20 protein-coding genes and 1 tRNA gene are annotated in these 22,991 nt (G+C 74.0%); 9 read left to right on the plus strand and 12 right to left on the minus strand.

The features are described 5' to 3' along the window. Positions 1–101: 101 nt before the first annotated feature. Both ACLQ22_RS26510 and ACLQ22_RS26515 read left to right on the plus strand, forming a co-directional pair. Positions 102–2,189, plus strand: coding sequence for an acetyl/propionyl/methylcrotonyl-CoA carboxylase subunit alpha (locus ACLQ22_RS26510; RefSeq protein WP_425694708.1), 2,088 nt, complete (start codon positions 102–104; stop codon positions 2,187–2,189). A 16-nt stretch (positions 2,190–2,205) separates the two neighbouring features. Beyond that, on the plus strand, positions 2,206–3,369 hold the full coding sequence (locus tag ACLQ22_RS26515; RefSeq protein ID WP_425694709.1) for an acyl-CoA dehydrogenase family protein: 1,164 nt from the start codon (positions 2,206–2,208) through the stop codon (positions 3,367–3,369). A 61-nt stretch (positions 3,370–3,430) separates the two neighbouring features. Here the strand turns inward: ACLQ22_RS26515 and ACLQ22_RS26520 are convergent, their stop codons facing one another. Beyond that, the gene (locus tag ACLQ22_RS26520) at positions 3,431–5,236 is read right to left on the minus strand and encodes an alpha/beta hydrolase (protein ID WP_425694710.1); all 1,806 of its coding nucleotides are present in this window, start codon (positions 5,234–5,236) and stop codon (positions 3,431–3,433) included. A gap of 209 nt (positions 5,237–5,445) precedes the next feature. Continuing rightward, positions 5,446–5,943 (minus strand): hypothetical protein, encoded by a 498-nt coding sequence (locus tag ACLQ22_RS26525; protein ID WP_425694711.1) that lies wholly within the window; start codon positions 5,941–5,943, stop codon positions 5,446–5,448. Between the two features lie 99 nt (positions 5,944–6,042). On the opposite strand from ACLQ22_RS26525, the gene ACLQ22_RS26530 reads away from it, so the two are divergent. Then, entirely contained in the window at positions 6,043–6,390 is a 348-nt protein-coding gene (locus tag ACLQ22_RS26530; protein ID WP_425694712.1) for a hypothetical protein, read from the plus strand. Here ACLQ22_RS26530 and ACLQ22_RS26535 read toward each other — a convergent pair. The 7 genes from ACLQ22_RS26535 to ACLQ22_RS26565 all read right to left on the minus strand — a co-directional run bounded on the left by ACLQ22_RS26535 (position 6,367) and on the right by ACLQ22_RS26565 (position 14,262). Beyond that, entirely contained in the window at positions 6,367–7,884 is a 1,518-nt protein-coding gene (locus ACLQ22_RS26535) for a protein kinase domain-containing protein (protein WP_425694713.1), read from the minus strand. The genes ACLQ22_RS26530 and ACLQ22_RS26535 overlap by 24 nt on opposite strands. Before the next feature lie 30 nt (positions 7,885–7,914). Continuing rightward, entirely contained in the window at positions 7,915–8,385 is a 471-nt protein-coding gene (locus tag ACLQ22_RS26540; protein ID WP_425694714.1) for a hypothetical protein, read from the minus strand. Positions 8,386–8,513: 128 nt separating this feature from the next. Continuing rightward, complete coding sequence (locus ACLQ22_RS26545; RefSeq protein WP_425694715.1) at positions 8,514–12,098, minus strand: adenylate/guanylate cyclase domain-containing protein; 3,585 nt, start codon at positions 12,096–12,098, stop codon at positions 8,514–8,516. After that, positions 12,095–12,922 (minus strand): MBL fold metallo-hydrolase, encoded by an 828-nt coding sequence (locus ACLQ22_RS26550; protein ID WP_425694716.1) that lies wholly within the window; start codon positions 12,920–12,922, stop codon positions 12,095–12,097. Before ACLQ22_RS26550 ends, ACLQ22_RS26545 begins: the two co-directional genes overlap by 4 nt. A 120-nt stretch (positions 12,923–13,042) precedes the next feature. Beyond that, positions 13,043–13,504 carry a RidA family protein gene (locus ACLQ22_RS26555; RefSeq protein ID WP_366643684.1) on the minus strand — a complete coding sequence of 154 codons (462 nt, stop codon included), beginning with the start codon at positions 13,502–13,504 and terminating at the stop codon, positions 13,043–13,045. A gap of 76 nt (positions 13,505–13,580) precedes the next feature. Then, on the minus strand, positions 13,581–13,736 hold the full coding sequence (locus tag ACLQ22_RS26560) for a DUF4177 domain-containing protein (RefSeq protein WP_018222171.1): 156 nt from the start codon (positions 13,734–13,736) through the stop codon (positions 13,581–13,583). Between the two features lie 46 nt (positions 13,737–13,782). Continuing rightward, positions 13,783–14,262: a hypothetical protein gene (locus tag ACLQ22_RS26565; RefSeq protein WP_425694717.1), complete on the minus strand. Its 480-nt coding sequence runs from the start codon at positions 14,260–14,262 to the stop codon at positions 13,783–13,785. Between the two features lie 309 nt (positions 14,263–14,571). Here ACLQ22_RS26565 and ACLQ22_RS26570 point away from each other — a divergent pair, with 309 nt between their 5' ends. The 3 genes from ACLQ22_RS26570 to ACLQ22_RS26580 are packed head-to-tail and all read left to right on the plus strand — an operon-like array spanning position 14,572 to position 17,453. After that, a complete protein-coding gene (locus ACLQ22_RS26570; protein ID WP_425694718.1) occupies positions 14,572–15,243 on the plus strand; it encodes a hypothetical protein in 672 nt (223 codons plus the stop codon). Positions 15,244–15,269: 26 nt separating this feature from the next. Next, entirely contained in the window at positions 15,270–16,247 is a 978-nt protein-coding gene (locus ACLQ22_RS26575) for an ArsA family ATPase (RefSeq protein ID WP_121401659.1), read from the plus strand. A 54-nt stretch (positions 16,248–16,301) separates the two neighbouring features. After that, a complete protein-coding gene (locus ACLQ22_RS26580; protein WP_425694719.1) occupies positions 16,302–17,453 on the plus strand; it encodes an ArsA family ATPase in 1,152 nt (383 codons plus the stop codon). Positions 17,454–17,459: 6 nt separating this feature from the next. Here ACLQ22_RS26580 and ACLQ22_RS26585 read toward each other — a convergent pair whose 3' ends face one another. Next, a complete protein-coding gene (locus tag ACLQ22_RS26585) occupies positions 17,460–17,780 on the minus strand; it encodes a WhiB family transcriptional regulator (protein ID WP_089003040.1) in 321 nt (106 codons plus the stop codon). 405 nt (positions 17,781–18,185) lie between these two features. On the opposite strand from ACLQ22_RS26585, the gene ACLQ22_RS26590 reads away from it, so the two are divergent. Continuing rightward, a complete protein-coding gene (locus ACLQ22_RS26590; RefSeq protein WP_425694720.1) occupies positions 18,186–20,624 on the plus strand; it encodes a penicillin-binding protein in 2,439 nt (812 codons plus the stop codon). A gap of 82 nt (positions 20,625–20,706) precedes the next feature. On the opposite strand, the gene ACLQ22_RS26595 is transcribed toward ACLQ22_RS26590, so the two are convergent. Next, positions 20,707–21,162, minus strand: coding sequence for a GatB/YqeY domain-containing protein (locus tag ACLQ22_RS26595; protein WP_121401662.1), 456 nt, complete (start codon positions 21,160–21,162; stop codon positions 20,707–20,709). 25 nt (positions 21,163–21,187) lie between these two features. On the opposite strand from ACLQ22_RS26595, the gene ACLQ22_RS26600 reads away from it, so the two are divergent. Then, on the plus strand, positions 21,188–22,081 hold the full coding sequence (locus ACLQ22_RS26600) for a metallophosphoesterase (RefSeq protein WP_425694721.1): 894 nt from the start codon (positions 21,188–21,190) through the stop codon (positions 22,079–22,081). A gap of 300 nt (positions 22,082–22,381) precedes the next feature. After that, positions 22,382–22,455, plus strand: a tRNA-Pro gene (locus ACLQ22_RS26605). Between the two features lie 140 nt (positions 22,456–22,595). Here ACLQ22_RS26605 and ACLQ22_RS26610 read toward each other — a convergent pair. Then, positions 22,596–22,970 (minus strand): winged helix-turn-helix transcriptional regulator, encoded by a 375-nt coding sequence (locus tag ACLQ22_RS26610; RefSeq protein WP_425694722.1) that lies wholly within the window; start codon positions 22,968–22,970, stop codon positions 22,596–22,598. Between the last annotated feature and the right edge of the window lie 21 nt (positions 22,971–22,991).

A 22,991-nucleotide genomic window follows, 5' to 3' on the forward strand; every position in this document is an offset into this window, starting at 1 on the left:
GAGGAACGCAGCGAAGCGGAGTCCCGCAGTCGCGAGCGAAAAGCAGGCTCAGTATGTGAGGCGGCAGTGCGCCCGATGAATGCGATCGAGAGGCGGGACCAGTGATCCGGAAACTGCTCGTGGCGAACCGGGGCGAGATCGCCCGTCGGGTCTTCGCCACCTGCCGCACGCTGGGCGTCGAGACGGTGGCCGTGCACTCCGACGCCGACGCCGACGCGCCGTTCGTCGCCGAGGCCGACCACGCCGTCCGGCTGCCCGGCAACGCGCCCGCCGAGACGTACCTGCGGATCGATCTGATCCTCGACGCGGCCCGCAGGACCGGGGCGGACGCCGTGCACCCCGGCTACGGCTTTCTCGCCGAGAACGCCGAGTTCGCCGCGGCGGTGACCGACGCCGGGCTGACCTGGGTCGGCCCCCCGGCCAAGGCGATCGCCGCGATGGGCGACAAGATGGCGGCCAAGGCCCTGCTCGCCGAGGCCGGCGTGCCGATGCTGCCCACCTGGACCGACGCCGACGAGATCACCGACTTCCCGGTGCTGGTGAAGGCGTCCGCCGGGGGCGGCGGGCGCGGCATGCGCGTCGTCCGGGACGCCGCCGCGCTGGCCGAGGCCGTGGCCTCCGCGCGCCGCGAGGCGGCCGGTGCGTTCGGCGACGGCACGGTCTTCGTCGAGCGGTACGTCGAGCGCGGCCGGCACGTCGAGGTGCAGATCTTCGGGGACACGCACGGGACGGTGGCCGCCCTCGGGGTGCGGGACTGCTCGATCCAGCGCCGCCATCAGAAGATCGTCGAGGAGGCGCCCGGCATCCTCCCGGACGAGGTGCGCCCGGCGCTGCACGAGGCGGCGGTGGCCGCCGGCCGGGCGGTCGACTACGTCGGCGCCGGCACGGTCGAGTTCCTGCTCGCGCCCGACGGGGAGATCTACTTCCTGGAGATGAACACCCGCCTCCAGGTCGAGCACCCGGTCACCGAGCTGACCACCGGCCTGGACCTGGTCCGGCTGCAACTGATCGTCGCCGAGGGCGGGTCGCTGCCGTTGGCGGCGACCCCGCCGGCACAGGGCCACGCAATCGAGGTACGCCTCTGCGCCGAGGACCCCGCGCAGGGGTACCGGCCGGCGACCGGCACCCTGCACCGGTTCGCCCTGCCCGGCCCGGCGGCCGAGTTCGGGCCGCTGGCCGGGCCGGGCCTGCGGCTGGACTCGGGCGTGGTCGACGGCTCGGTGGTGAGCGTCCACTACGACTCGATGCTCGCCAAGGTGATCGCCTGGGCGCCCACGCGTGCCGAGGCGGCCCGTGCCCTGGCCGGCGCGCTGGCCCGGGCCGAGCTGCACGGCGTTGCCACCAACCGCGACCTGCTGGTCCGGGTGCTGCGCAGCCCGGAGTTCGGCGCCGTGGAGATCGACACCGGCTTCCTGGACCGGCATCCCGAGGTCTTCGCCCCGCTGCTGCCGGCCGGCCAGCTCCCCCTGGTGGCGCTGGCCGCCGCGCTGGCCACCGCCGCCGCCCGTCGGGCCGACGCGCCGGTGCTCGCCGGGATCCCGTCGGGCTGGCGCAACGTGCCCGCCTTCCCGCAGGTCACCCGCTACGCGGGGCCGGGCGGCGAGATCGAGGTCCGCTACCGGCTGGACCGCTCCGGCGGCCTCGCCGAGTGGTCGGTCTCGCCGGACGCCGGTTCCGCCGCCCTCGCCGACGGGCCGACCCCGGACGGAGCCCCGCCGGCCAGGCCGACCCCGGACGGAGCGGCCCCGGCAGACGGGCCGACGTCGAACGAGGCGGCCCCGGCAGACGCGCCGCCGCCGGCCGTGATCCTGGTCGGGGCGTACCCCGATCGGGTGGTGCTCGACGTGGACGGGGTGCGGCGCGCGTACCGCGTACACCGGGTGTCCTCGGACGTCTTCGTGGACGGCCCGGACGGGGCGGCGAGCCTGGCCGAGCTGCCGCGCTTCCCCGAGCCCACCGCGGAGCTGGCGGCCGGGTCGCTGGTCGCGCCGCTGCCCGGCGCGGTGACCCGGGTGCACGTCGAGGTCGGGCAGCGGGTGGCGGCCGGCGACCTGCTGCTGACCCTGGAAGCGATGAAGCTGGAACATCCCGTGCTCGCCCCGGCCGACGGCGTGGTCGCCGAGCTTCCGGTCGCGGCCGGCGGGCAGGTCGACACGGGCGCCGTGCTGGCCGTGGTCAACCCCGAGTGATCCTGGAGGCCCCGTGATGAACTTCGACCTCACCCCCGAGCAGGACCAGCTCCGCGACGCCGTGCGCGCGCTGGGCCGCCGGTACGGCCACGACTACTTCGTCGGCAAGGCGAGATCCGGTGAGCACACCACCGAACTGTGGGACGAGGCCGGACGGCTGGGCTACCTCGGGGTCAACATCCCCACCGAGTACGGCGGCGGCGGGGGCGGGATCACGGAGCTGGCCATCGTCTGCGAGGAGCTGGCGGCGGCCGGTTGCCCGCTGCTGCTGCTGGTGGTCTCCCCGGCCATCGCGGCCACGGTGATCGCCCGGCACGGCACCGAGGAACAGCGCAAGCGCTACCTGCCCGGCTTCGCCGACGGCTCGCTGAAGGTGGTCTTCGCGATCACCGAACCGGAGGCCGGCTCCAACTTCCACCGGCTCGGCACGGTGGCCCGCCGCGACGGCGACGACTGGCTGGTCTCCGGCCGCAAGTGCTACATCTCCGGCGTCGACGAGGCGTCGTATGTGCTGGTGGTGGCGAGGACCGAGGATGCGGTCTCCGGAAAGCTCAAGCCGGCGCTGTTCGTGGTGCCGACCAACGCCCCCGGGCTGACGCGGTCCAAGCTGGACATGGAGATCGTCTCCCCGGAGAACCAGTTCCTGCTCTACCTCGACGACGTGCGGCTGCCCGCCGACGCGCTGGTCGGCGAGTCGCTGGACGCCGGCCTGCCGGCGCTCTTCGCCGGGCTCAACCCGGAACGGATCACGGTCGCCGCGATGGGCGCCGGCACCGGCCGGTACGCCATCGAGCGGGCCAGCGAGTACACCGCCACCCGCAAGGTCTGGGGCGGCCGGAGCATCGGCTCCCACCAGGGCGTGGCCCACCCGCTCGCGCACGCGGCCGTGCAGGTGGAGCTGGCCCGCCTGATGATCCACAAGGCGGCCACCCTCTACGACGCGGGCCGCGACCTGGAGGCCGGGGTCTCCGGCAACATGGCCAAGTACGCCGCCGGGGAGGCCGCCGCGCTGGCCGTCGACACCGCCGTCCAGGTGCTCGGCGGGGCGGGCATGACCACCGAGTACGGCGTGGCCACGCTGCTCGGCGCGGTGCGCGCCGGCCGGATCGCCCCGGTCAGCCGCGAGATGATCCTCAACTTCGTCGCCCAGCACGTCCTCGGCCAGGACAAGTCCTACTGAGCGGGCCGGGGGGGGGGGGGGGGGCGGGCGGCCCCCCCCCCCCCCCCCCACCCCGGGGTCCTCAGCGGACGGTCAGCGTGCCGACCGCCGGCAGCGGGGCGACCACCGGCGGGAGCCGCTTCGGCTCACCCCGGCCCGGGGCCCCCTCGGCGGCCGGCGCGCCCTTCGACGCCTCCGCCCGCCGGGTCGCCTCCGGCTCGGCCGGCAGCTCGGCGAACGGCTGGACGTCGCCCACGCAGACCTTGCCGTTGGCCGGCAGCGCCCCGCGCAGCAGGTACGCGTCGACGGCGCCGGTCACGCAGGCGGACGTCCCGTACGCGGTGTGCCCCCAGCTGTCGCTGCTGAGCAGGCGGCTGTTCGGCAGCAGCCGGGCCGAGCTGACCGCGCCCCGGTAGTTGGTCGCCGGGTCCCAGTAGTTGCCCACCACCAGCACCGGCGCGGCGGTCCGCCGGTTGAACGGCCCGGTGTAGGCGTCTTCGTCCCCCACCGTCCAGGTCTTGCGGGCGCACGGCGAGGTGCCCCACGTCCAGAGCCGACCGAAGTACGGGTCACGGTTGTCGGCCTTCGCGGCGAGCGCCGGGAACGAGCCGGCGTCCTTCGGGTGGTACCCGTCGGTGCAGTCCACGCCGAGGAAGGTCTCCAACCCGTTGTTGTACGGGAAGTCGTACCGCCGGGCCTGCTCGCGGGCCTTGGCGGCCTGCCGGGTCACGTCGGCCGTCGCCGGGCGGCGGGCGGCCGGCGACGACGCCGGGTCGGTGAGCACCAGCAGGGCGGCGGTGATGTCGACGACCTCGGCGTAGCCCGTCGGGCCGTAGAGCGCGCCCAGGTTGGCGGCGACGAAGTCGGCGTACGTGACGGTGATCGGGCCGAGGTCGGGGTCCTCGATGACCACCGGCTTGGCCCGCAGCCGCTTCGCGACCAGGTCGAACGACGCGACGGGGTCGCCCTCGGCCAGCGCACACGCCTGGGCGCCGGCCTTGTCGCAGCGCACCAGGATCTCCCGCAGCGCCTTGTACGCGCCCTGCGCGCTGCGCATCCGGTCCTCCTGGGACAGGCTGCGCGCCTTGCCCTGACCGACCCACTCGTTCGGGTTCAGCACGCCGTCGATCACCAGGGCGCGGACCCGGTCCGGGAACATGTTCGCGTAGTACTGGCCGAGGATGCTGCCGTAGCTGAAGCCGAGGAAGGTGAGCTTCCGGTCGCCCACGGCGCGCCGCAGCACGTCCATGTCGCGGGCGACCTCGGCGGTCGACATCGCGCCGCTGAGCGGCCGGCCCGTGGTGGAGCAGCCCTTGCCGACGGCCTTCGAGGAGGCGACGTATGCCTTCTCCTCGGCCTTCGTCCACGGGAACGCCACGTTCAGCCCGGCGTACGCCCGGGTCTGCTCCTTGACTGAGGGGAAGCACCTGACCTGCTGACTTGCGGCGACGCCGCGCGGGTCGACGCCGACGATGTCGAAGCGGTCGAGCACCTCGTCACCGAGGAAGTACGGCGCGGCGAGCGCGACGTCGGTGCCGGACCCGCCGGGGCCGCCCGGGTTGACGAAGAGGCTGCCGATCTTCCGCTGCTGGTCGCGGGCCTTGACCCGCAGCACGGCGACCTCGGTGGTGGGGCCGTTCGGCTGGTCGTAGTCGCGGGGCAGCCGGACGGTGGCGCACTCGGCGTAGTCGTAGCAGGCGTACCAGTCCAGTGTGGGCGTGGGCACCCGGTCGACCCGGCGGGCCTCCTGCGGGCTGGTCCGGTCGGAGGTGACCGGACGGTCCCCGCCGGCGGGGGACGGTGCGGCGGCGGCGGGTGCGACCGCGGCGCCGGCGAGGAGGACGCCGGCGATTCCCGCGGCGGCGAGGGACCGGTTTCGTCGTGGCATGTGGACGCCTTCCGGTGGGCGACAGGACGGTCGGGCCGTGGCTCGACCTCCGTCACTCTATGGATGGCACGCCATGGATGCAGGCCGACGAGTGGCCGCATATCCGACAATCCGCCGGCCGATGTAACGAATAATTCACCGTCGACGCTTTTCGCCCTTCCGCGCCCGGCGGCACCCCCAACGCCGTCAGCACCGCAACCGTCGCCCGGCTACGCCACGCCGGCCATCCAGGCCGGCGGCGTGGCCTTCCCGTCGTCGTGCGCGTAGTCGTCCACCACCCGCCAGCCGTCGGGTCCCTTGCGCAGCAGCAGGAAGCCGACGACGTCACTGTGCGGGGCGCCGAGGCCGTAGACCTCGTCCTGGCCGACGAATCCCATCCGGAGGGCGCAGACCGCCGCCGGATCGCGTTTCGCGTTCTTGCAGAGGCCGAGGTAGCGGACCCCCGGCACGGCCGACAGGTGCCCGGCTATCGCCTCGTCCGGGTTGGCGTACCCGCCGCGACCGGCGGTCGACGACGCGGGGGCCGTCGAAGCGGGGGCCCACGACGCGGGGGCTGACGACGACGGTGTGCCGGACGATGGCACCTCCGGCGCGGGGTCGCTCGCGGGGGGCGGCGCGGTCGCCGGCTCCGGCGCCCCGTCCGACCCGCACGCGGCCAGCGCACCCGACACCAGCACGGCGGCGACGATCCGGAAGACGCGGGTCACCGGCGCTCCTCTCCCACGGAGACGGTCTCCGGCGGAGATCATCGCATCCGGTGCCGGCGTCCCGGTTGACAGCAGGCCCCGCTCGGACATCCTGGACGGGTGAGAATTCCGAGGCCCGACGCGCGGGCGAAGGCGGTCGTCGCGGCGCTGACGGCGGCTTCGCTGCTGGTCACGCTGATCGTCTGGGGCCGTCAGGATCTCGTCGGGGTGGCCCTGGCGCTGCTCTGCGTCCTGTCGACGATGATCGCGGCGGTGTCGGTGGCGGCGGCCCGGCAGGATGACGGCACGGAACCGGCGGTCACGCCGGGCGGTCCGGGGCAGCCGGTCGGGGGCCTGTACGGCGTCGACGCCGACACGCTGGAGTCGCTGGACCACCGGGAGGCCGTCCGCGCCATGCGGGAGCGCCACCGGGGACGCAGCGGCTCAGCGGCCCGTGAGGGTGGGTGAGGCGAGCGCGTCGAGCCCACGCCCGGCCAGGCAGCGGTACGTCCGGTCGGCGTCCGCCCCGGCCGGGGGCAGCACCTCCAGGTTCCAGCCCTCCGCGTAGCTGATCCCGCTGGTGAGCCGGAAGGTGGTCTCGTTGCAGACCCGGCGCACCACCGCGTCCGCGCTGACCTCGTCGTGGCCGGCGCCGACCAGGGTGTCGGGGAGCCTGCCCTCGGCGTAGCTCTCCCAGGTGTGCTGGCCGTCGCAGGGCACCCGGGGCGCCCGGGCCCGCGCGCCGCGCACCTCCATCGGCCCGAAGCACTCCAACTCGTCGGCGCAGCCCGCGCCGGCCGGCAGCCCGGTCGTCAGGGCGCAGGCGGGCAGCACCGCGCTCCTCACCGCCACGCTCGTCGCCGCCACGCCGGCCGTCGGCGACGGGACCGGGCCGGAGACCGCGCCGGCCAGCCAGGCGCCTGCGCCGGCCGAGGCGGCCAGGGCGACCATCCCGGCGCCGCCGAGGAACCAGCGCCGCCGGCGCCGCTGGCCGACGGTGGGCACCGTGGGGTGGAGATCCTCCACCGGCGGTCGCGGGGCGGGCCGGGAGACGTGGTCGACGCCGTACGGGCCGACGGGCCCGGGCCCGCTGACCGGACCCGGCACGCCCGTGCCGCCCGCCGGGGAGCCGGCCGGACCGAGCGGCAGACCGACCAGCAGGTCGCGCAGCTCGACGGCCGAGGGACGCTCGCCGGGATCGTTGGACATCCCGACCCGGAGCACGTCGATCATCTCGGCCGGGACCCCGGGCAGGCCGGGAACCGGCTGGTGGAACATCTCCAGCACGGTGACCAGGCTGGGATTGCGCTCGGACTGCCAGCGCGGCGGGCGGCCGTGCATCACCGCGTAGAGGGTGGCGCAGAGGGCGTAGACGTCGACGGCCGGCGACGGCGGGCTGTGGTTGAACATCTCCGGCGGCGCGTAGGCCGGGGTGAGCACCTCCAGGGCGACCGAGGCGTCACGCATCTCGGCCACCACCGCCAGCCCGAAGTCGGCCAGCACCGCCGAGTTGAAGTGCGAGTAGAGGATGTTCGCCGGCTTGACGTCGCGGTGCAGCACGCCGGCCGCGTGCGAGTGGGCGATCGCGTCGGCGATCTTGACCCCGAGGTCGCGCGCCTCGGCCGGCCCGAGCGGCGAGGTCCGCATCCGCTCGGCGTACGAGCCGTCGCAGAGCTCCATGATCAGGTAGGGATGCTGGTCGACCGTGACCCCGACGTCGAAGAGGTCGACCACGTGCGGGTGCGACGACATCCGCCCGGCGGCCCGCGCCTCGCGCAGGAAGCGGGCCTGGTCGTGCTCGCTGTCGAGGGTGCGATTCTCCACCTTGACCGCGACCTCGCGCCCCACCGAGATCTGGGTCGCCTTGTAGATCGTCGCGTAGCCTCCCCTGGCAAACACGCGCAGATCGGTCAGACCGGGCACAATGGGCATCGGCAGGGCGCCGGGCGGGGTCGCGGTCACAGCTCGAAAATACCCAACCGGACCGACGGCTCAGTGAACCGCATCAGCGGCCGGAACGGCACTGGCGGCGGAATCGCCTCCGCCACCCACCGCCCCCGGACCCGCGCGACGGTCGTCCCACCAGAGCCCGACGGCGGTCGCCACCGCGCCGAGGCCCTCCCAGGCGGCCACCCCGAAGAACCGCCCGGGCGCGATGTCGGCCAGCACCGCGATGCTGAACACCGTGAACGTGACCAGCCGGAACACCACCGTGAAGCGGAAGAACGGCCGCCACTCGGTGGCGGTGGCGAGCAGGTAGTAGACCCCCATGTTGAACGAGGCCATCGAGGAGGCGACCAGGAAGGTGCCGGTGTGGTCGCCGGCCGCGCGGGTCGCCGGCACCTCGAGGCCGAGCAGCCGCAGCAGCGCCTCCGGCCAGACCAGCCCGACCGCGCCCATGAGCAGGGCCAGCACGCCGAAGACCGCGATCGTCCATCCGGCGGCCGAACGCGGCAACCTCATCACGGCCCTCCCCAGACCCGACGCGGTCGCACGACCGACCGCCCCTCGGACCTGACACGCTATCGGCCACCCCCGACACACCGCATCCCCAGAACCGCCAGACCTTCCGGTTCGGGGGTCCGGCGGGACTAGGGGGTGGCGAGGCGCGCCCGCAGCGCGTCGGCGGCGGCGCGCTCGCTGCGCTGCTCGGTCGCGTACGCCAGGCGGACCGCCTCCTCGGCGCTGGCGAGCGCCTCCGCGGACCGGCCGCAGGCCGCGAGCGCCTCGGCGAGCACTCTCGCGGCGACCACCTGGCTGCGCACGTCCTCCGCCGGGGCGGCGACGGCCCGTCGGGCCCAGTCCAGCGCCTGCTCGCACTGGCCGTGGGCGAGCAGCGCGGAAGCGTACCGGGCCATGGTCTGGCGGCGGGAGAAGAGCAGCGAGGGCACGGTGGCGGCGGCGGTGGCCACCGGGGCGAGCAGCCCGACGGCGGTCGCGGAGTCACCGGCGGCCAGCCGGGCGGTGGCCAGCAGCACCCGGGGCCCCACCTGGGCGGGCGCCTGCGGGTTGTGCGGCTCGACGGCGGTCAGCACCGACCGGGCGTCCCGCTCGGCCGTCTCGCAGTCACCCAGATCCAGCGCCACGAAGCCGCGCAGCGTGCCGGCCATCCCGGTGAGCAACGGGTGCGACGTCCGCTCCGCGTACGACAGCGCGTCGGTGAGCAGGTCGGCGGCGTGCTCCGGCTCGCCCAGCCCGCGCGCCACGACGCCCCGGACGACCAGCGCGAACCCGCGCCCCCAGTCGTCGGAGGCGGCGGCGAACTCCCGGTACGCCCGGCGGGCCCCCCGGTCCGCCTCGCCCAGCTCGCCCAGCTCGGCGGTGGCGAACGCCTCGACCGCGCGCAGCGTGCCCACCGCCCACGCCTCGCCGACCCGCTCGCCGAACGGCAGGAAGACCTGCGCCATCCGGCACGCCTCGCGCAGCCGGCCGGCGAGCAGCCGGGCGAAGGCGGTGGTGCCGCGCAGCCAGGCACGCCCGTACGGGTCCTTCAGCTCGGCGAAGAGCCGGGCGGCCCGGCCGAGCACGGCATCGGTGCCGGCGAAGTCGCCCCGGGTCGTGGTCACCCAGGCCAGGTTCTGCAACGACCACGCCTGCCCCCGGCGGTCCTGCGCCTGGAGGCTCACCTGGTACGACGCGGCGAGCCGGCTGCTGGCCTGCCCCAACCGCCCGGCGACGAAGTCGGCCATGCCGAGTCGGCGCATCGCCGAGGCGCGCAGCGTGGGCAGCCCGCCGGCCGTGGCCACCTGCAACGCCTCCTGCCAGCAGCCCACCGCGCGCGCCTGGTCGCCCATGGTCTGGTGGGCCTGCCCGGCGAGCAGCAGCGCGCCGGTCCGGACGGCGGACTCGTCGCCGGCGTTGGCGGCGATCTTCTCGGCGAAGGCGAGCGCGTCGGCGGGGCGCCCGACCTGGAGCAGCGCCCGGGCGTGCACCACCCGGTCGGCCGCCGGCACCCCGTCGCGGGCCAGCTCGGCCGCGCGTTCGGCGTACTCCACGGCCATCGCGGGCTCGCCCGCCTGCAACGACCGGCGCGCGGCCCCGCCGAGCGCGGCGACGCCCAGACCCACGACGGCCCGCGCCGGCGCGTCCGGCCGCAGCCCGACCGCGTCGGCCAGCGCGGCGGCCCGTTCCACGTGCTGGGCCACGAAGACGTCCCGGGCCGCCTCGACGAAGCCGCCCGGCGTGCCCGCGCCCGCCGCCGGACCGGCCGCGGCCCACCGGGCCAGCGCCGCGTGCCGCTCGGCCAGTTCGGCCTTGCTCACCCCGGCGTACGCGGCCTCCCGCATCAACGGGGTCGCGAAGGCGTACCCGGTGCGGGTGCGGTGCAGCATCCGGCGTTGCAGCAGCTCCTCCACCGCCCGTTCCAGCTCGACGGCGACCACCGCCGCCGGTCGGCCGTCGCGGCCGGCCCGCTGCTCGCGCAGCGCCTCCAGCGCACCGTCCGGCACCGTGTCGCCGACGACGGCCGCGTCCCGCAGCACGGAGCGCGCCTCCGCCGGCAGCGCGTCGATGCGCGCGGCGAGCACCGCGGCCAGGTCGCGGGAGAGCAGGCGGCTGCCGAGCGAGCCGGGCACCAGCCGCCAGCCGCCCGGATTCGGGGAGTTCCGCTCGGCGACGGTGGTCAGCGCGCCCCGCTCCATCAGCAGGGTGACCAGCTCGGCCAGGTAGAACGGGTTGCCCTGGGCGGTGGCGAGCAGCCGGTCGGCGTCGGCCTGCGGCAGCCTGCCGCCGCCGAGGTAGGTGGTGAGCAGCCGGGCCGCGTCGGCACCGCGCAGCGGCGGCAGCGCGTGCACCTCGGCGTCCGCGACCCGGGTCAGCGCCCCGGCGGTACGCACCAGCTCGGGCCGGCCGAGCAGCAGCACCAGCACCGGGCCGGCGAGCCGGGACAGGGTGACCCCGAGCGCCTCGATGGTCTCGGCGGTGGCGTCGTGCAGGTCGTCGACGACGACCACCAGGGGCGCCTCCCCGGCGAGCGCGGTGAGCAGGTCCGCGACCGCGTTCGGCACGACGTCGGCGTCGGTGGGCTGGGCGGTGCCCCATTCGCCCTGGTCGGCCGGGCCGCCGCCGGGCAGCTCGGCGTACCCGAGCAGGGCCAGCAGTTGGTCGACGGCGACCGGCGCCGGCTCGCCGGAGCGGCTGAGTCGCTGGCCGAGCCGGCGCAGGCGTTCCTCGACGGCCGGGCGGGTGAGGGCGGTGGCGGCGTCGTTGGGCAGGCCGACCGCCGCCCGGACCAGGTCGGCCAGGGGCGCGAGCCGGCGCCGCTCGCCGAACGCGGCGCAGCGCACCGACAGCACCCGGGCGCCGGTGTGCGCGGCGTACCGGCCCGGGCCCACGTCGTAGCCGGCGGCGAGGCGTTCCACCTCGGCGGCGAACCGGGACTTGCCGATCCCGGCCTCGGCGGTCATCAGCAGCACCCGGGGCTCGGCGCGGTCGATCACCTCGGCGAGCCGGCCGGCGACCCGGCCGATCTCGGTCTCCCGGCCGACGAAGGGGGCCTCGTCGCCGAGGCCGGACCGGGTGCCCGGGGCGTCCAGGAGACCGAGCAGCTCGTACGCCTCGACCGGCTCGCGCTTGCCCTTGAGCCGCAGCGGGCGCAGCGCCCGCCAGGAGGCGACGTGCCGGGTGGCGGCGGAGGTGCGTGCCCCCGCGTAGACCGCGCCGACGGCGGCGGCGTCGGCCAGCCGGGCGGCGGTGTTGACGGTGTCACCGATGACCGTGTACTCGATCGCGGCCTGGATGCCGGCGATCACGTCGCCGGTGTTCAGTCCGACCCGCAGGCCGAGCGGCGCGCCACCGCCCCGCTCGTCGTCGAGCACCCGGCGGACCGCCCGCTGCATCGACAGCGCGGCCCGCACCGCCCGCTCGGCGTCGTCCTCGTGCGCGACCGGCGCCCCGAAGACCGCCATGATCCCGTCGCCGGTGAGCTTGTCGACGTGACCGCCGAACGTCTTCACCGCGCCGGCCAGCGCGGCGAGCACCCGGTCGGTGACCGCGCCGACGCGTTCCGGGTCGAGGTCCTCCGACCAGGAGGTGAAGTCGGACAGGTCGCCGAAGAGCACCGTCACCACGCGGCGTTCGGCCGCGGGCAGCGTCGCGGCGGCCGGCAGCGCGGCGCCGCAGTTGTGGCAGAACCGCGCGCCGGGCACGGCGACGGTTCCGCACACCGGGCAGGTCACGCTTGCTCCAACCCCGCGGCACCTCCGCCGGATTCCCGGCCCAGGTACTCCAGCTGGGCCCGGACGGACCACTCGGCGGCCCACCACAGCGACCGGTCGACGTCGGCGTAGACCGTCGCGACGACCTCCGCGGGAGTGGTGGCGCCCCCGGCGACCGCCGCCCTGACCTGGTCGAGCCGGGCCCGGCGGTGGGCCAGGTAGAAGTCCGCGGCGACGCCGCAGTCGGCCAGCGCCGGGCCGTGCCCCGGCAGCGCCGGGATCCCCCGGTACGTCGAGAGCAGCTCCAGGCTGGCCAGGTAGTCCCCGAGGTGCCCGTCCGGGTGGGCGACCACCGTGGTCCCCCGGCCCAGAATCGTGTCGCCGGTGAGGACCACCCGCTCGTCGCCGTGCTCGACCAGGAAGCAGACCGAGTCGCCGGTGTGCCCCGGGGTCGGCACGAGCCGGACGCCCAGGTCGTGGCCGCCCAGCTCCTCCCCGGGCGTGGCCAGCGACTCCCCCGCGATGGTGTGCGCCGGGTCGGCGGCGCGTACGGGCACCCCGCCGAGCAGCTCGTGCAGGCGGCGCGAGCCGTCGGTGTGGTCGGGGTGGCCGTGGGTGATCAGCACCAGGCCGACCGGCCCCCGCGCGGCGATCGCCGCCAGGTGCCCCTCGTCGGCGGGGCCGGGGTCGACCACGACGGCGTGCTCCTGGCCGGGGGCGCGCAGCACCCAGGTGTTGGTGCCGTCGAGCGTCATCGGCCCCGGGTTCGGGGCGCGCAGCAGCGTCACCCAACCCGGCAGCTCGTCGGCGAGCGCCGCCGCCGGCGCGGTGAAGTGCCCGGTCATGGCTGCGATCGTACGGCCCCGCCGCCCGCTCCCCGCGATCTTGCAGTTCCGGCTTCCGATACGTCCCGTTTCACGGCTTTGCCGGGCACCGGGCGCAGGATCGCGGGGAGGCGGCGCGGGTCAGGCGACCTCGACGATGACATCGACCTCGACGGGGGCGTCCAGCGGCAGCTCGGCCACCCCGACGGCGCTGCGCGCGTGTCGACCGGCCTCACCGAAGACCGCGCCGAACAGGTCGGACGCGCCGTTGATCACGCCCGGGACGGCGGTGAAGCCGGAGGCGGCGGCGACGAAGCCGGTCAGCTTGACGACCTTGACGACGTTCTCCAGGCCGACCAGCGAGTCGATCGCGGCCAGCGCGTTGAGCGCGCACTGCTGGGCCAGGTCCTTGGCCTGCTCGGCGGAGACGCCGGCGCCGACCTTGCCGGTGGCGAGCAGCTTCCCCTCGACCATCGGCAGCTGCCCGGAGACGTAGACGTGCTGCCCGGACTGGACGGCCGGCACGTAGCTGGCCAACGGCGGGACCACCTCGGGCAGCGTGTGCCCGAGCTCGGCGAGCTTCGCGTGCGGACCGTTGCTCATGCCGCCACCTCGCTGCGCTCGGCGGCGTCACGAGACACCGACGCGCCGAGCAGAATGATTCGCTCGCTCCGCTCGCTCATGCCTTCGGCCGCTTCAGGTACGCGACGAGCTGCTCCGGGTTGGGACCGGGAACCACGGAGACGAGTTCCCACCCGTCCTCACCCCAGTTGTCGAGGATCTGCTTGGTCGCGTGGACCAGCAGCGGGACCGTGGAGTATTCCCACTTCTGCATAGGTGGAGGGCTCCCTTGGCTGGAGTTCGACTTCTCGACGCACAGCCTACGGTCCGGCCGACGGGCGGGGCGCGGGACGCTGCTCCGGGGGCGCCGGCACCTCTCCACAGGGGCCGCCGTGCTCGTACGGCTGGGGGCAGCGGGAGCGGTCGGGCAGCAGCAGGTCGCAGAAGACCCGGTGCCGGTTGTTCTGGTCGTCGGTGCTGGAGACGGTGGTCTCGCCGGCGTCCAGTTCGCTGAGGAAGCTCAGCGAGGTGGCGACCGTCCCGGCCAGCGCGGTGGCCGCCCGCAGATTGGCGACCCGGATCGGCAGGTGGATAACGAAGCCGGGCTCCTCCTCGTCCCGGGCTCCCGGGCCCGGCCGGGCGGGCACGCGCACCACCTCGACGGGTTCGGCGAGCCGCCGGTACGACCGTTCGTTGATGGGCAGGCCGACGCCGCCCTCGGCCTCCCCAGGGGAGCCGGGCCGCCGCGCTCGGTCGCCCGCCGGGAACTGGGGCCGAGGAGTGTTTTCCACGTCGCGCATGCCTTGCCTCCGGACGTCGTACCTGTTCAGGTCATCGCTTGCGGGTCCGGGCCCTCCGCCCGGCCCGCCCCCCGCGCCGCTGAGAACGTAGGTCCGTGGCGACAGCCGCGCCAACCAGACGCGCACAAGCGATCACACAAAGTCACATATGCGACACACCATCGGTAAGGAACCTGACGGCACCCGCCGCCCCCCGGAGCGGGGAACCGACCGCTACCCTTCCGGTCGGACGGGCGCTCGCCGGCTCGCCGCCAGCTCGATCACGCTCGTCGCCCGGTCAGGCGACGACGCCGCAACCCGGGGGATGAGATGACCCAACCACCCAGCGGTGGCCCCGTCGGACCGCCGGCCGACCAGCCGGGCTCCCCGGCCGCACCCGGCCCGGCCCCCGCACCCGGCCCGGCCCCCGCTCCTCCGCCCGGCGCGGCCGTCCCACCCGGTCCGGCCGCCCCGCCCACCGGCCCCACCGCCGCCCCGGACCCGTCGATCCCGCCGCCCCCGGCCGGGTACCCGCCCTACCAGCCGCCCGCCGCGCCCAGGAAGAAGCGCGTCGTGCTCATCGCCTCCATCGCCCTGGCCGTGATCCTGCTGCTCTGCGCCGGAGGTGGCGTCGTCACCTTCCTGACGCTGCGCAGTGCCGAGAACGGCGAGGGCGCCAAGGAGCCGACGGTCGCGGTGGACGAGTTCCTCAAGGCCGTCTACCAGGAGCGCGACGCGGACCGGGCGGCCGGCCTGGTCTGCTCCTCGTCGCGCGACGAGAAGAAGATCGCCGCCAAGGTGGCCGAGGTCGAAAAGCACGTCTCGGCGCACCAGAACCCCCGGTTCCGGTGGAGCACCCCGAAGGTGGACAACCAGACCGGCGACCGCGCCACCGTCACCACCAAGGTCACCATGACCACCGCCGACGAGAAGGTGGCCGACCAGGACCTGCGGTTCACCGTGGTGAAGAAGACGGGTTGGTGGGTCTGCGAGGTCGCCTGAGCCCAGGGCCTGGATAGGCTCGACGGGTGCGAGCAGCAGAGTCGCCGGCCGACCCGGCCGGCCCGGAGTGGCCGGCCCGCCTCCACGTCGTGACCGGCAAGGGCGGCACCGGCAAGACCAGCGTCGCGGCGGCGCTGGCCCTGGCGCTGGCCGCCGGCGGCCGCCGCACGCTGCTGGTCGAGGTCGAGGGGCGGCAGGGCATCGCCCAGCTCTTCGGCACCGATCCGCTGCCGTACGAGGAGCGGCACCTGACCGACGCGCCGGGCGGCGGAGAGGTGCGGGCCCTGGCGGTGGACGCCGAGGAGGCCCTGCTGGAGTACCTCGACATGTTCTACAAGCTCGGCGCGGCCGGCCGGGCGCTGCGCAAGCTCGGGGCGATCGACTTCGCCACCACCATCGCCCCGGGCCTGCGGGACGTCCTGCTCACCGGCAAGGTGAAGGAGGCGACCACCCGCACGGCCGGCCAGCGGCGCGCGTACGACGCGGTGGTGCTGGACGCGCCGCCCACCGGGCGGATCGGTCGGTTCCTCAACGTCACCGCCGAGACGGCCCGGCTCGCCAAGGTGGGCCCGATCAAGACCCAGAGCGAGGGGGTCGCCGCGCTGCTGCGCTCCCCGATCACCGCCGTGCACGTCGTCACCCTGCTGGAGGAGATGCCGGTCCAGGAGACGGTGGACGCGATCGCCGAGCTGACCCAGCTCGGCTTCCCGGTGGGGCGGGTGATCGTCAACGGCGCCCGGCCCCCGCTGCCCGCGGGCCGGGTGGTGGCCGCCGACGAGCTGGAGCGGGGGCTGCGCGCCGCCGGGCTGCCGACCGACCGGGACACCGTCGCCGGGCTCGCCGCCGAGGCGCGTGACCAGGCCGTCCGCCGCGAGCTGGAGGATTCGCTCCGCGCCGACCTGGTGGAGCTGGGGCTGCCGATGACCGAGCTGCCGCTGCTGCCCGACGGGGTGGACCGGGCCGGCCTGGACCGGCTCGCCGCGACCCTCGTCCGGGCGGATTGACTCACACCTGCGACCGGCCCGGGCGCACGGACCGACCCGGCCCGATACGCTCGATTGGTGCCTTCCGAAGACGCGGCGCCGCAGCTGGACGTCGACCAGATCCTCGCCGATCCGGGCGTCCGGATCGTGGTGTGCTGCGGGGCGGGCGGGGTGGGGAAGACGACCACGGCCGCCGCGCTCGCGCTGCGCGCCGCGGAGCGGCACGGCCGGCGCACGGTGGTGCTCACCATCGACCCGGCCCGCCGGCTGGCCCAGTCGCTCGGGCTGACCGAGCTGGACAACACCCCCCGCCAGGTCAAGGGGATCGACGTCGAGGCCAGCGGCGGCGAGCTGCACGCCATGATGCTCGACATGAAGCGCACCTTCGACGACGTGGTGCTCCAGCACACCGATCCGGCGAAGGCGGCGGAGATCTTCGCCAACCCGTTCTACCAGGCCATGAGCTCGACCTTCGCCGGCACCCAGGAATACATGGCGATGGAGAAGCTGGGCCAGCTGCACGCCCGGGGCGAGTGGGACCTGATCGTGGTGGACACCCCGCCGTCCCGCTCGGCGCTGGACTTCCTGGACGCGCCGGCCCGCCTGTCCCGCTTCCTCGACGGGCGGATGCTGCGGCTGCTGCTGGCCCCGGCGCGTACCGGCGGGCGGAGCATGTTCAGCCTGGTCACGGCCTCGTTCGGGATGTTCTCCAAGGTCGTGCAGAAGGTGCTCGGGGCCCAGTTGCTGACCGACCTCTCCGGTTTCGTCGCCGCGTTGGATTCGATGTTCGGCGGCTTCCGGCAGCGCGCCGAGCAGACGTACCGGATCCTCCAGGCGCGGGAGACGGCGTTCCTGCTGGTCGCGGCGCCGGAGCCGGACGCGGTCCGGGAGGCCGCCTACTTCGCGGGCCGGCTGCGCGAGGAGAAGATGCCGCTCGCGGGCCTGGTGCTCAACCGGGTGCACCGCCCGGCGGCGCCCGGGCTCGACGCAGCGGAGAGCCTGGCCGCCGCGGAGCGGCTGGCCGGCCTCGGCGGGCACGAGGGCACCGTCGACGTGCTGCGGGCCCACGCCGCGCTGGCCCAGCAGGCGGTACGCGAGCGGCAGGTGGCGGCCCGGTTCACCGAGGCGTTCCCGGCGGTGCCGGCGGTGTCGGTGACGGCGCAGCCCGCCGACGTGCACGACGTCGACGGGCTGCGGACGATCGGCGCGGCGATCAGCCGGCCGTGACGGTGCTCAGCCGGCGGTGGTGACGAGGATCTTGTCCTTGCCGGCCTTGTCCTTGGCGTTCTTCTTCATCGCGGCCTCGAACATCTTGCGCCAGCTCGCCACCTGGGGGTGACGGCGCAACAGCGCGCGGCGTTCGCGTTCGGTCATGCCGCCCCACACGCCGAACTCGATCCGGTTGTCCAGCGCGTCGGCCAGGCACTCGTACCGAACTGGGCAGCTCCGGCAGATCCGCTTCGCCACGTTCTGTTCGGCGCCCTGTACGAACAACGCGTCCGGGTCCCCGTTCTGACACGCCGCCAGCGACGGCCAGTCAGTGATCATGCCCATCTGTACACGTCCCCCCTTGCAGTACCTACCGACCCCGTCGCGGACCAGCCGGCAATTCCCCCCGGTCGCCCTGCCCGCCTTCCCCAAGGCGGCACGGACGACATGTGGCGCTGTCGCCGCCCCCATCATGCTCTGTAGTCGACTGATTACGCAACGTTGTCGGCGAAATCCATCATTCCGGACACTCCCGGCTTCCCGGGCTTCGCGACCGCCGGTTACCCCGTCGGGGTCCGTGAAAACGCTGCGAGCCTCCTCCCGCAGGAGGGAGACTCGGCGGCGGATTCACGCAACCTCGCACCGGGGGTCGTGCGTTTAGCACAACGAGGTCGGCGCGCGCAGGAAATGGGGAAAGAACGCCCCGGCGCCCCTCGTTCCCTACTCGCGTACCCTGTCGAGGTGACCTGGATGCGGAAACGTGACCACAATGTGCTGACCAACGCCGCATCGCTACTCATATGTGGCCTGTTGGCCGGCGTGGTGGTCGCGGCGGCGGCCTTCCCCGCGGTGGCGATGTCCGGACTGGCCGCGAAGGCCGGCGCCGAGACCTTCGGCGCACTGCCCAAGGAGCTGACCGTGGCGCGCGCGCCGCAGATCAGCTACCTTCTCGCCTCCGACGGCAAGACCCCGCTGGCGACCATGTACGACGAGAACCGTCGCGACGTGAAGCTGGCCGACATCGCGCCCATCATGCAGAAGGCGATCATCGCCGCCGAGGACCACGACTTCTACAAGCACAACGGCGTGGACCTCAACGGCATCGCCCGGGCCTTCGTCAACAACCAGTCCAACGCGTCCAGCCAGCAGGGCGCCTCGACGCTGACCATGCAGTACGTCCGGCTCGCCATCGCGTACTCGGCGAGCCACCCGGCGGACGTGGTCGCGGCCACCGAGGACACCAGCGCCCGCAAGCTGCGCGAGATGCGCTACGCGATCCAGATCGACAAGGAGCTCTCCAAGGACGAGATCCTGGAGCGCTACCTCAACATCGCCGCGTTCGGCAACGGCGCGTACGGCATCTACGCCGCCAGCCAGGTCTACTTCAACAAGCCGCCGAGCAAGCTGAAGCTCGAGGAAGCGGCCATGCTCGCCGGCATGGTGAAGGCGCCGAGCACCAACGACCCGACCACCAAGAGCGGCCACGCGGCGGCCCTCGCCCGGCGCAACTACGTCATCCAGAACATGGTCGAGACCGGCGCCATCACCCAGCAGGAGGCGGACGCCGCGAAGGCCACCAAGCTCGTGGTCACCGGCAAGCGGGCCCCCAACGGCTGCGTCTCGACCAACGAGAAGGGCTGGGGCTTCTTCTGCGACTACTTCTACCGCTGGTGGATGGGGCAGGAGACGTTCGGCTCGACCTCGTACGACCGGGAGCGGCGGCTAAAGAGCGGTGGCTACACCGTCGTCACCACCCTGGACCCGCAGGCCCAGCGGGGCGCCGACAAGGCCGTCCGCAAGGCCAAGTCGGAGAAGAGCAAGGAAGCCGCCATGGTGGCGGTGGTCGAGCCGGGCACCGGCCGGGTGCGGGCGCTGGCGGTGAACCGGAACTTCAAGCTCGACGACCCGAAGAAGCCGGCCAACAAGCCGCACAGCGACCCGAAGCAGCGCAAGAAGAAGAAGCTCGGCAACTACCCCAACACCGTAAACCCGCTGCTCACCGGCGGCGACGGCATCACGGGCTACCAGGCCGGCTCGACCTTCAAGATCTTCACCATCGTGGCGGCGCTGGAGAAGGGCATCCCGCTCGGCTACACGATCAACGCCCCGCAGGCCTTCAAGTCGGAGTACATCGTCGAGGCGGGCAGCCCGGCCGCCTGCCCCGGCACCAACAAGTACTGCCCGACCAACTCCGGCAAGAAGGCCGGCGGCGTGCAGAACATGTGGAGCGCCTTCTCCTCCTCCATCAACACCTACTTCGTGCCCCTCCAGCAGCAGGTCGGCGCGGAGAACGTGGTCGACGTGGCCAAGCGGCTCGGCATCCAGTTCCGGGTCACCAGGGAGAACGAGTGGGCCAACAACAAGGAGTACGCGCACGACTGGGGCGCCTTCACCCTGGGCGTCTCGAACACCACCCCGCTGGAACTGGCCAACGCCTACGCCACCCTGGCGGCGGACGGCAGGTACTGCGAGCCCATCCCGGTGCAGGAGATCAAGGACCCGGAGGGCAAGAAGCTCGACATCGCCAACCCGCGCTGCGAGAAGCGGGTGAGCACCGAGGTGGCCCGCGCCGCCGTCGACGCCGCCCGCTGCCCGGTCGGTGACAACTCCTCCACGAGCCGGTGCGGCGGCAGCCGTACGGCCGCGAACGTCCGGGGCATCGTCGACGCCCCGGTGGCCGGCAAGTCCGGCACCACCGACTCGGAGAAGAGCGCGGCCCTGGTCGCGATGACCAAGCAGTACGCGGTGGCCGGCATCATGGCCGACCCGGACTGGCCGCAGACCAACGTCAAGATGAAGCACGGCCAGAAGGACGGCATCAACCCGCCGGTCTACGAGACGCTGCGCGACGCCATGAAGGGCAAGAAGCGGGTCAACTTCGAGCCCCCGGGCCAGAAGATCCGTGAGGGCGACCAGCGCCGGATCCCCGACGTGAAGTGCCTGGACCCGGAGCAGGCGAAGTCCCGGATCGAGGCGGAGGGCTTCGACGCGGTCATCTCCGACATCAAGGTCCCGTCGAGCTGCCCGGCCGGCAAGGCCGCCGGCACCAGCCCCGACGGCCGCACCATCAAGGGCGGCGTGGTCACGATCCAGATCAGCGTCGGCGGCGGCACCGCCCCGGGCACGACGCCCGACAACAACCGGCCGCCGACCAACCCCGGCCGACCGCCGGGCCGCCCCGGCGGCTGAGCCGGCCGGACGAACGCCACGGGCGGGCACCCCTCGCGGGGGTGCCCGCCCGTTTCGCGTACGCGGGTCGGTGCGGCCCGGGTCAGAGGCCGAGCTGTCGGCGTACCTCGGCGGCGACCCGACCGCCCTCGGCCCGGCCGGCCACCGCCGCCTGGGCCGCCTTCATGGCCGGGCCCATCTGCGACTTGCCGGTGAAGCCGCCCGCGGCGAGCGCCCCCGCGACCAGCTCGGTCAGCTCGGCGTCGGGGAGCTGTTTCGGCAGGTAGCGCTCCAGCACCTCGCCCTCGGCGACCTCCTTCGCGGCCTGCTCGGTGCGGCCGGCGTCACCGAAGGCGGTGGCGGCCTCCCGGCGCTTCTTCGCCTCCTTGGTCAGCACCGCGAGCACCTCGTCGTCGGTGAGCTCGCGCTTGGCCTTGCCGGCGACCTCGGCGGTGCCGACGGCGGCGAGCGCCATCCGCAGCGTGGAGGTGGTCAGCTCGTCGCGCGCCTTCAGGGCGGCGCGCATGTCGGCGGTCAGACGGTCCTTCAACGTGCTCATGGTCGGTGAAACTACCCTGAACGGCATGCGAAAGCGCACACTATTCCGGCTCGCGACCGGGACCGCCGCCCTCGGCGCGGCGACCCTGGCGTACGCGTCACTCGTCGAGCGCAACATGTTCACCCTACGGCGGTACGACGTGCCGGTGCTGCCGGCCGACGCGGAGCCGCTGCGGGTCCTGCACCTGTCGGACCTGCACATGATGCCCGACCAGGGGCGCAAGCAGCGCTGGGTGGCGTCGCTGGCCGCGCTCGACCCCGACCTGGTCGTGGTCACCGGGGACAACATGGCGCACCCCGGCGCCGTGCCCGGCGTGCTGCGCGCCCTCCAGCCGCTGCTCGACCTCCCGGGGGCCTTCGTCTTCGGCTCCAACGACTACACCGGGCCGGTCTGGAAGAACCCGTTCACCTACTTCCTGCCCGACCGGGAGTACACGGAGGGCGTCGAGCTGCCGCACGAGGAGCTGCGCGACGTCTTCGTCGGCGCCGGCTGGGCGGACCTGAACAACGCCCGCACCACCCTGAAGGCCGGCGGCCGGGTCGTCGAGCTGCTCGGGGTCGACGACCCGCACGTCGAACGGGACGACTACGACTCGGTGGCCGGGCCGGTGTCGCCCACCGCCGACCTGTCGATCGCGCTCACCCACTCCCCCGAGCCGGCCGTCCTCGACCGGATGGCCGCCGACGGCTTCGGGCTGATGCTCGCCGGGCACACCCACGGCGGTCAGGTCTGCGTACCGGGGGTCGGTGCCCTGGTCACCAACTGCGGACTGCCCCGCTCCATGGCACGCGGCCTGCACCGCTGGCCCGGCTCCGACTCCTGGCTGCACGTCTCCGCCGGGCTCGGCACCCACCCGACCGCACCGGTCCGGTTCGCCTGCCCTCCGGAGGCGAGCGTGCTCACCCTGATCCCCCGCTGACCCGTACGGCTGCGGTCCGCCGGGCCGCCGCCACGGCCCGGCGGCCGTGGCGGTGATCCGCGCCGGGTGACCCGGGGCGCACGCGGCATCGGACCGGCGCCGTCCGCCGGAGGACCAACCGTCCGACGCCCCCCCGGGCCTTGGCGTTGTCCGCCCTGTCGAGCTGAGTCGTCCACGACATCGGGCGCCACGTCCGCCCGGCGCCGGGGCGCAGTTCGCGTGGTCGGAAGGGCCGGCACGGCCGTGGGGGTACCGAGTTGGACCCCCGACCGGGGTGGGCTACTATTTGTCGGCACGCCTCGGGGTGTGGCGCAGCTTGGTAGCGCGCTTCGTTCGGGACGAAGAGGTCGTCGGTTCGAATCCGGCCACCCCGACCGAGGTCAGGGGCCACTCTCCATCGATGAGAGTGGCCCCTGATTCATTCGTACAGCAGTCGATACAGCAGCGACGGTCACCGCAGGCTCTCCCCCAGGCCCATCGTCACCGACACCTCCGCGTGCCGAAGCGCCGTTGATCAGGCGGGTTGAGTTGTGTGGGCGTGGGCGTCGCGGGCGGCCAGGAGGCTGGGCATGTGCTCGTGTGCCCAGTGCCGGCAGGCTGCGATGAGGTCGAGCAGGGTGCGTCCCAGTGGTGTCAGTTCGTATTCCACTCGTGGTGGCACCTCGGCGTAGACGGTGCGGGTGATCATGCCGTCACGTTCGAGTGCGCGCAGGGTCTGGGTGAGCACCTTGGGGGTGGCGCGGTGGATGGGGACACGGAGTTCGGAGAACCGGCGCGGGCCTTGTTCCAGGCAGACGATGATCATTGCTGACCATTTGTCGCCGATGCGGATCGGCATGACGCTGCTGGGGCACGAGGGGTGGAACATGTCGGGGTCGAGCGGGTCCATCAGTACCCTCACGGTAGTTAG

This window comes from Micromonospora sp. DT178 (assembly GCF_049841695.1).
Lineage (GTDB): Bacteria > Actinomycetota > Actinomycetes > Mycobacteriales > Micromonosporaceae > Micromonospora.

Coding starts and splice junctions, on each gene's coding strand:
- ACLQ22_RS26515 (WP_425694709.1), top strand. CDS start 2,206: ATGAACTTCGACCTCACCCCCGAGCAGGACCAGCTCCGCGACGCCGTG.
- ACLQ22_RS26520 (WP_425694710.1), bottom strand. CDS start 5,236: ATGCCACGACGAAACCGGTCCCTCGCCGCCGCGGGAATCGCCGGCGTC.
- ACLQ22_RS26540 (WP_425694714.1), bottom strand. CDS start 8,385: ATGAGGTTGCCGCGTTCGGCCGCCGGATGGACGATCGCGGTCTTCGGC.
- ACLQ22_RS26550 (WP_425694716.1), bottom strand. CDS start 12,922: ATGACCGGGCACTTCACCGCGCCGGCGGCGGCGCTCGCCGACGAGCTG.
- ACLQ22_RS26555 (WP_366643684.1), bottom strand. CDS start 13,504: ATGAGCAACGGTCCGCACGCGAAGCTCGCCGAGCTCGGGCACACGCTG.
- ACLQ22_RS26560 (WP_018222171.1), bottom strand. CDS start 13,736: ATGCAGAAGTGGGAATACTCCACGGTCCCGCTGCTGGTCCACGCGACC.
- ACLQ22_RS26565 (WP_425694717.1), bottom strand. CDS start 14,262: ATGCGCGACGTGGAAAACACTCCTCGGCCCCAGTTCCCGGCGGGCGAC.
- ACLQ22_RS26570 (WP_425694718.1), top strand. CDS start 14,572: ATGACCCAACCACCCAGCGGTGGCCCCGTCGGACCGCCGGCCGACCAG.
- ACLQ22_RS26585 (WP_089003040.1), bottom strand. CDS start 17,780: ATGGGCATGATCACTGACTGGCCGTCGCTGGCGGCGTGTCAGAACGGG.
- ACLQ22_RS26590 (WP_425694720.1), top strand. CDS start 18,186: ATGCGGAAACGTGACCACAATGTGCTGACCAACGCCGCATCGCTACTC.
- ACLQ22_RS26595 (WP_121401662.1), bottom strand. CDS start 21,162: ATGAGCACGTTGAAGGACCGTCTGACCGCCGACATGCGCGCCGCCCTG.
- ACLQ22_RS26600 (WP_425694721.1), top strand. CDS start 21,188: ATGCGAAAGCGCACACTATTCCGGCTCGCGACCGGGACCGCCGCCCTC.
- ACLQ22_RS26610 (WP_425694722.1), bottom strand. CDS start 22,970: ATGGACCCGCTCGACCCCGACATGTTCCACCCCTCGTGCCCCAGCAGC.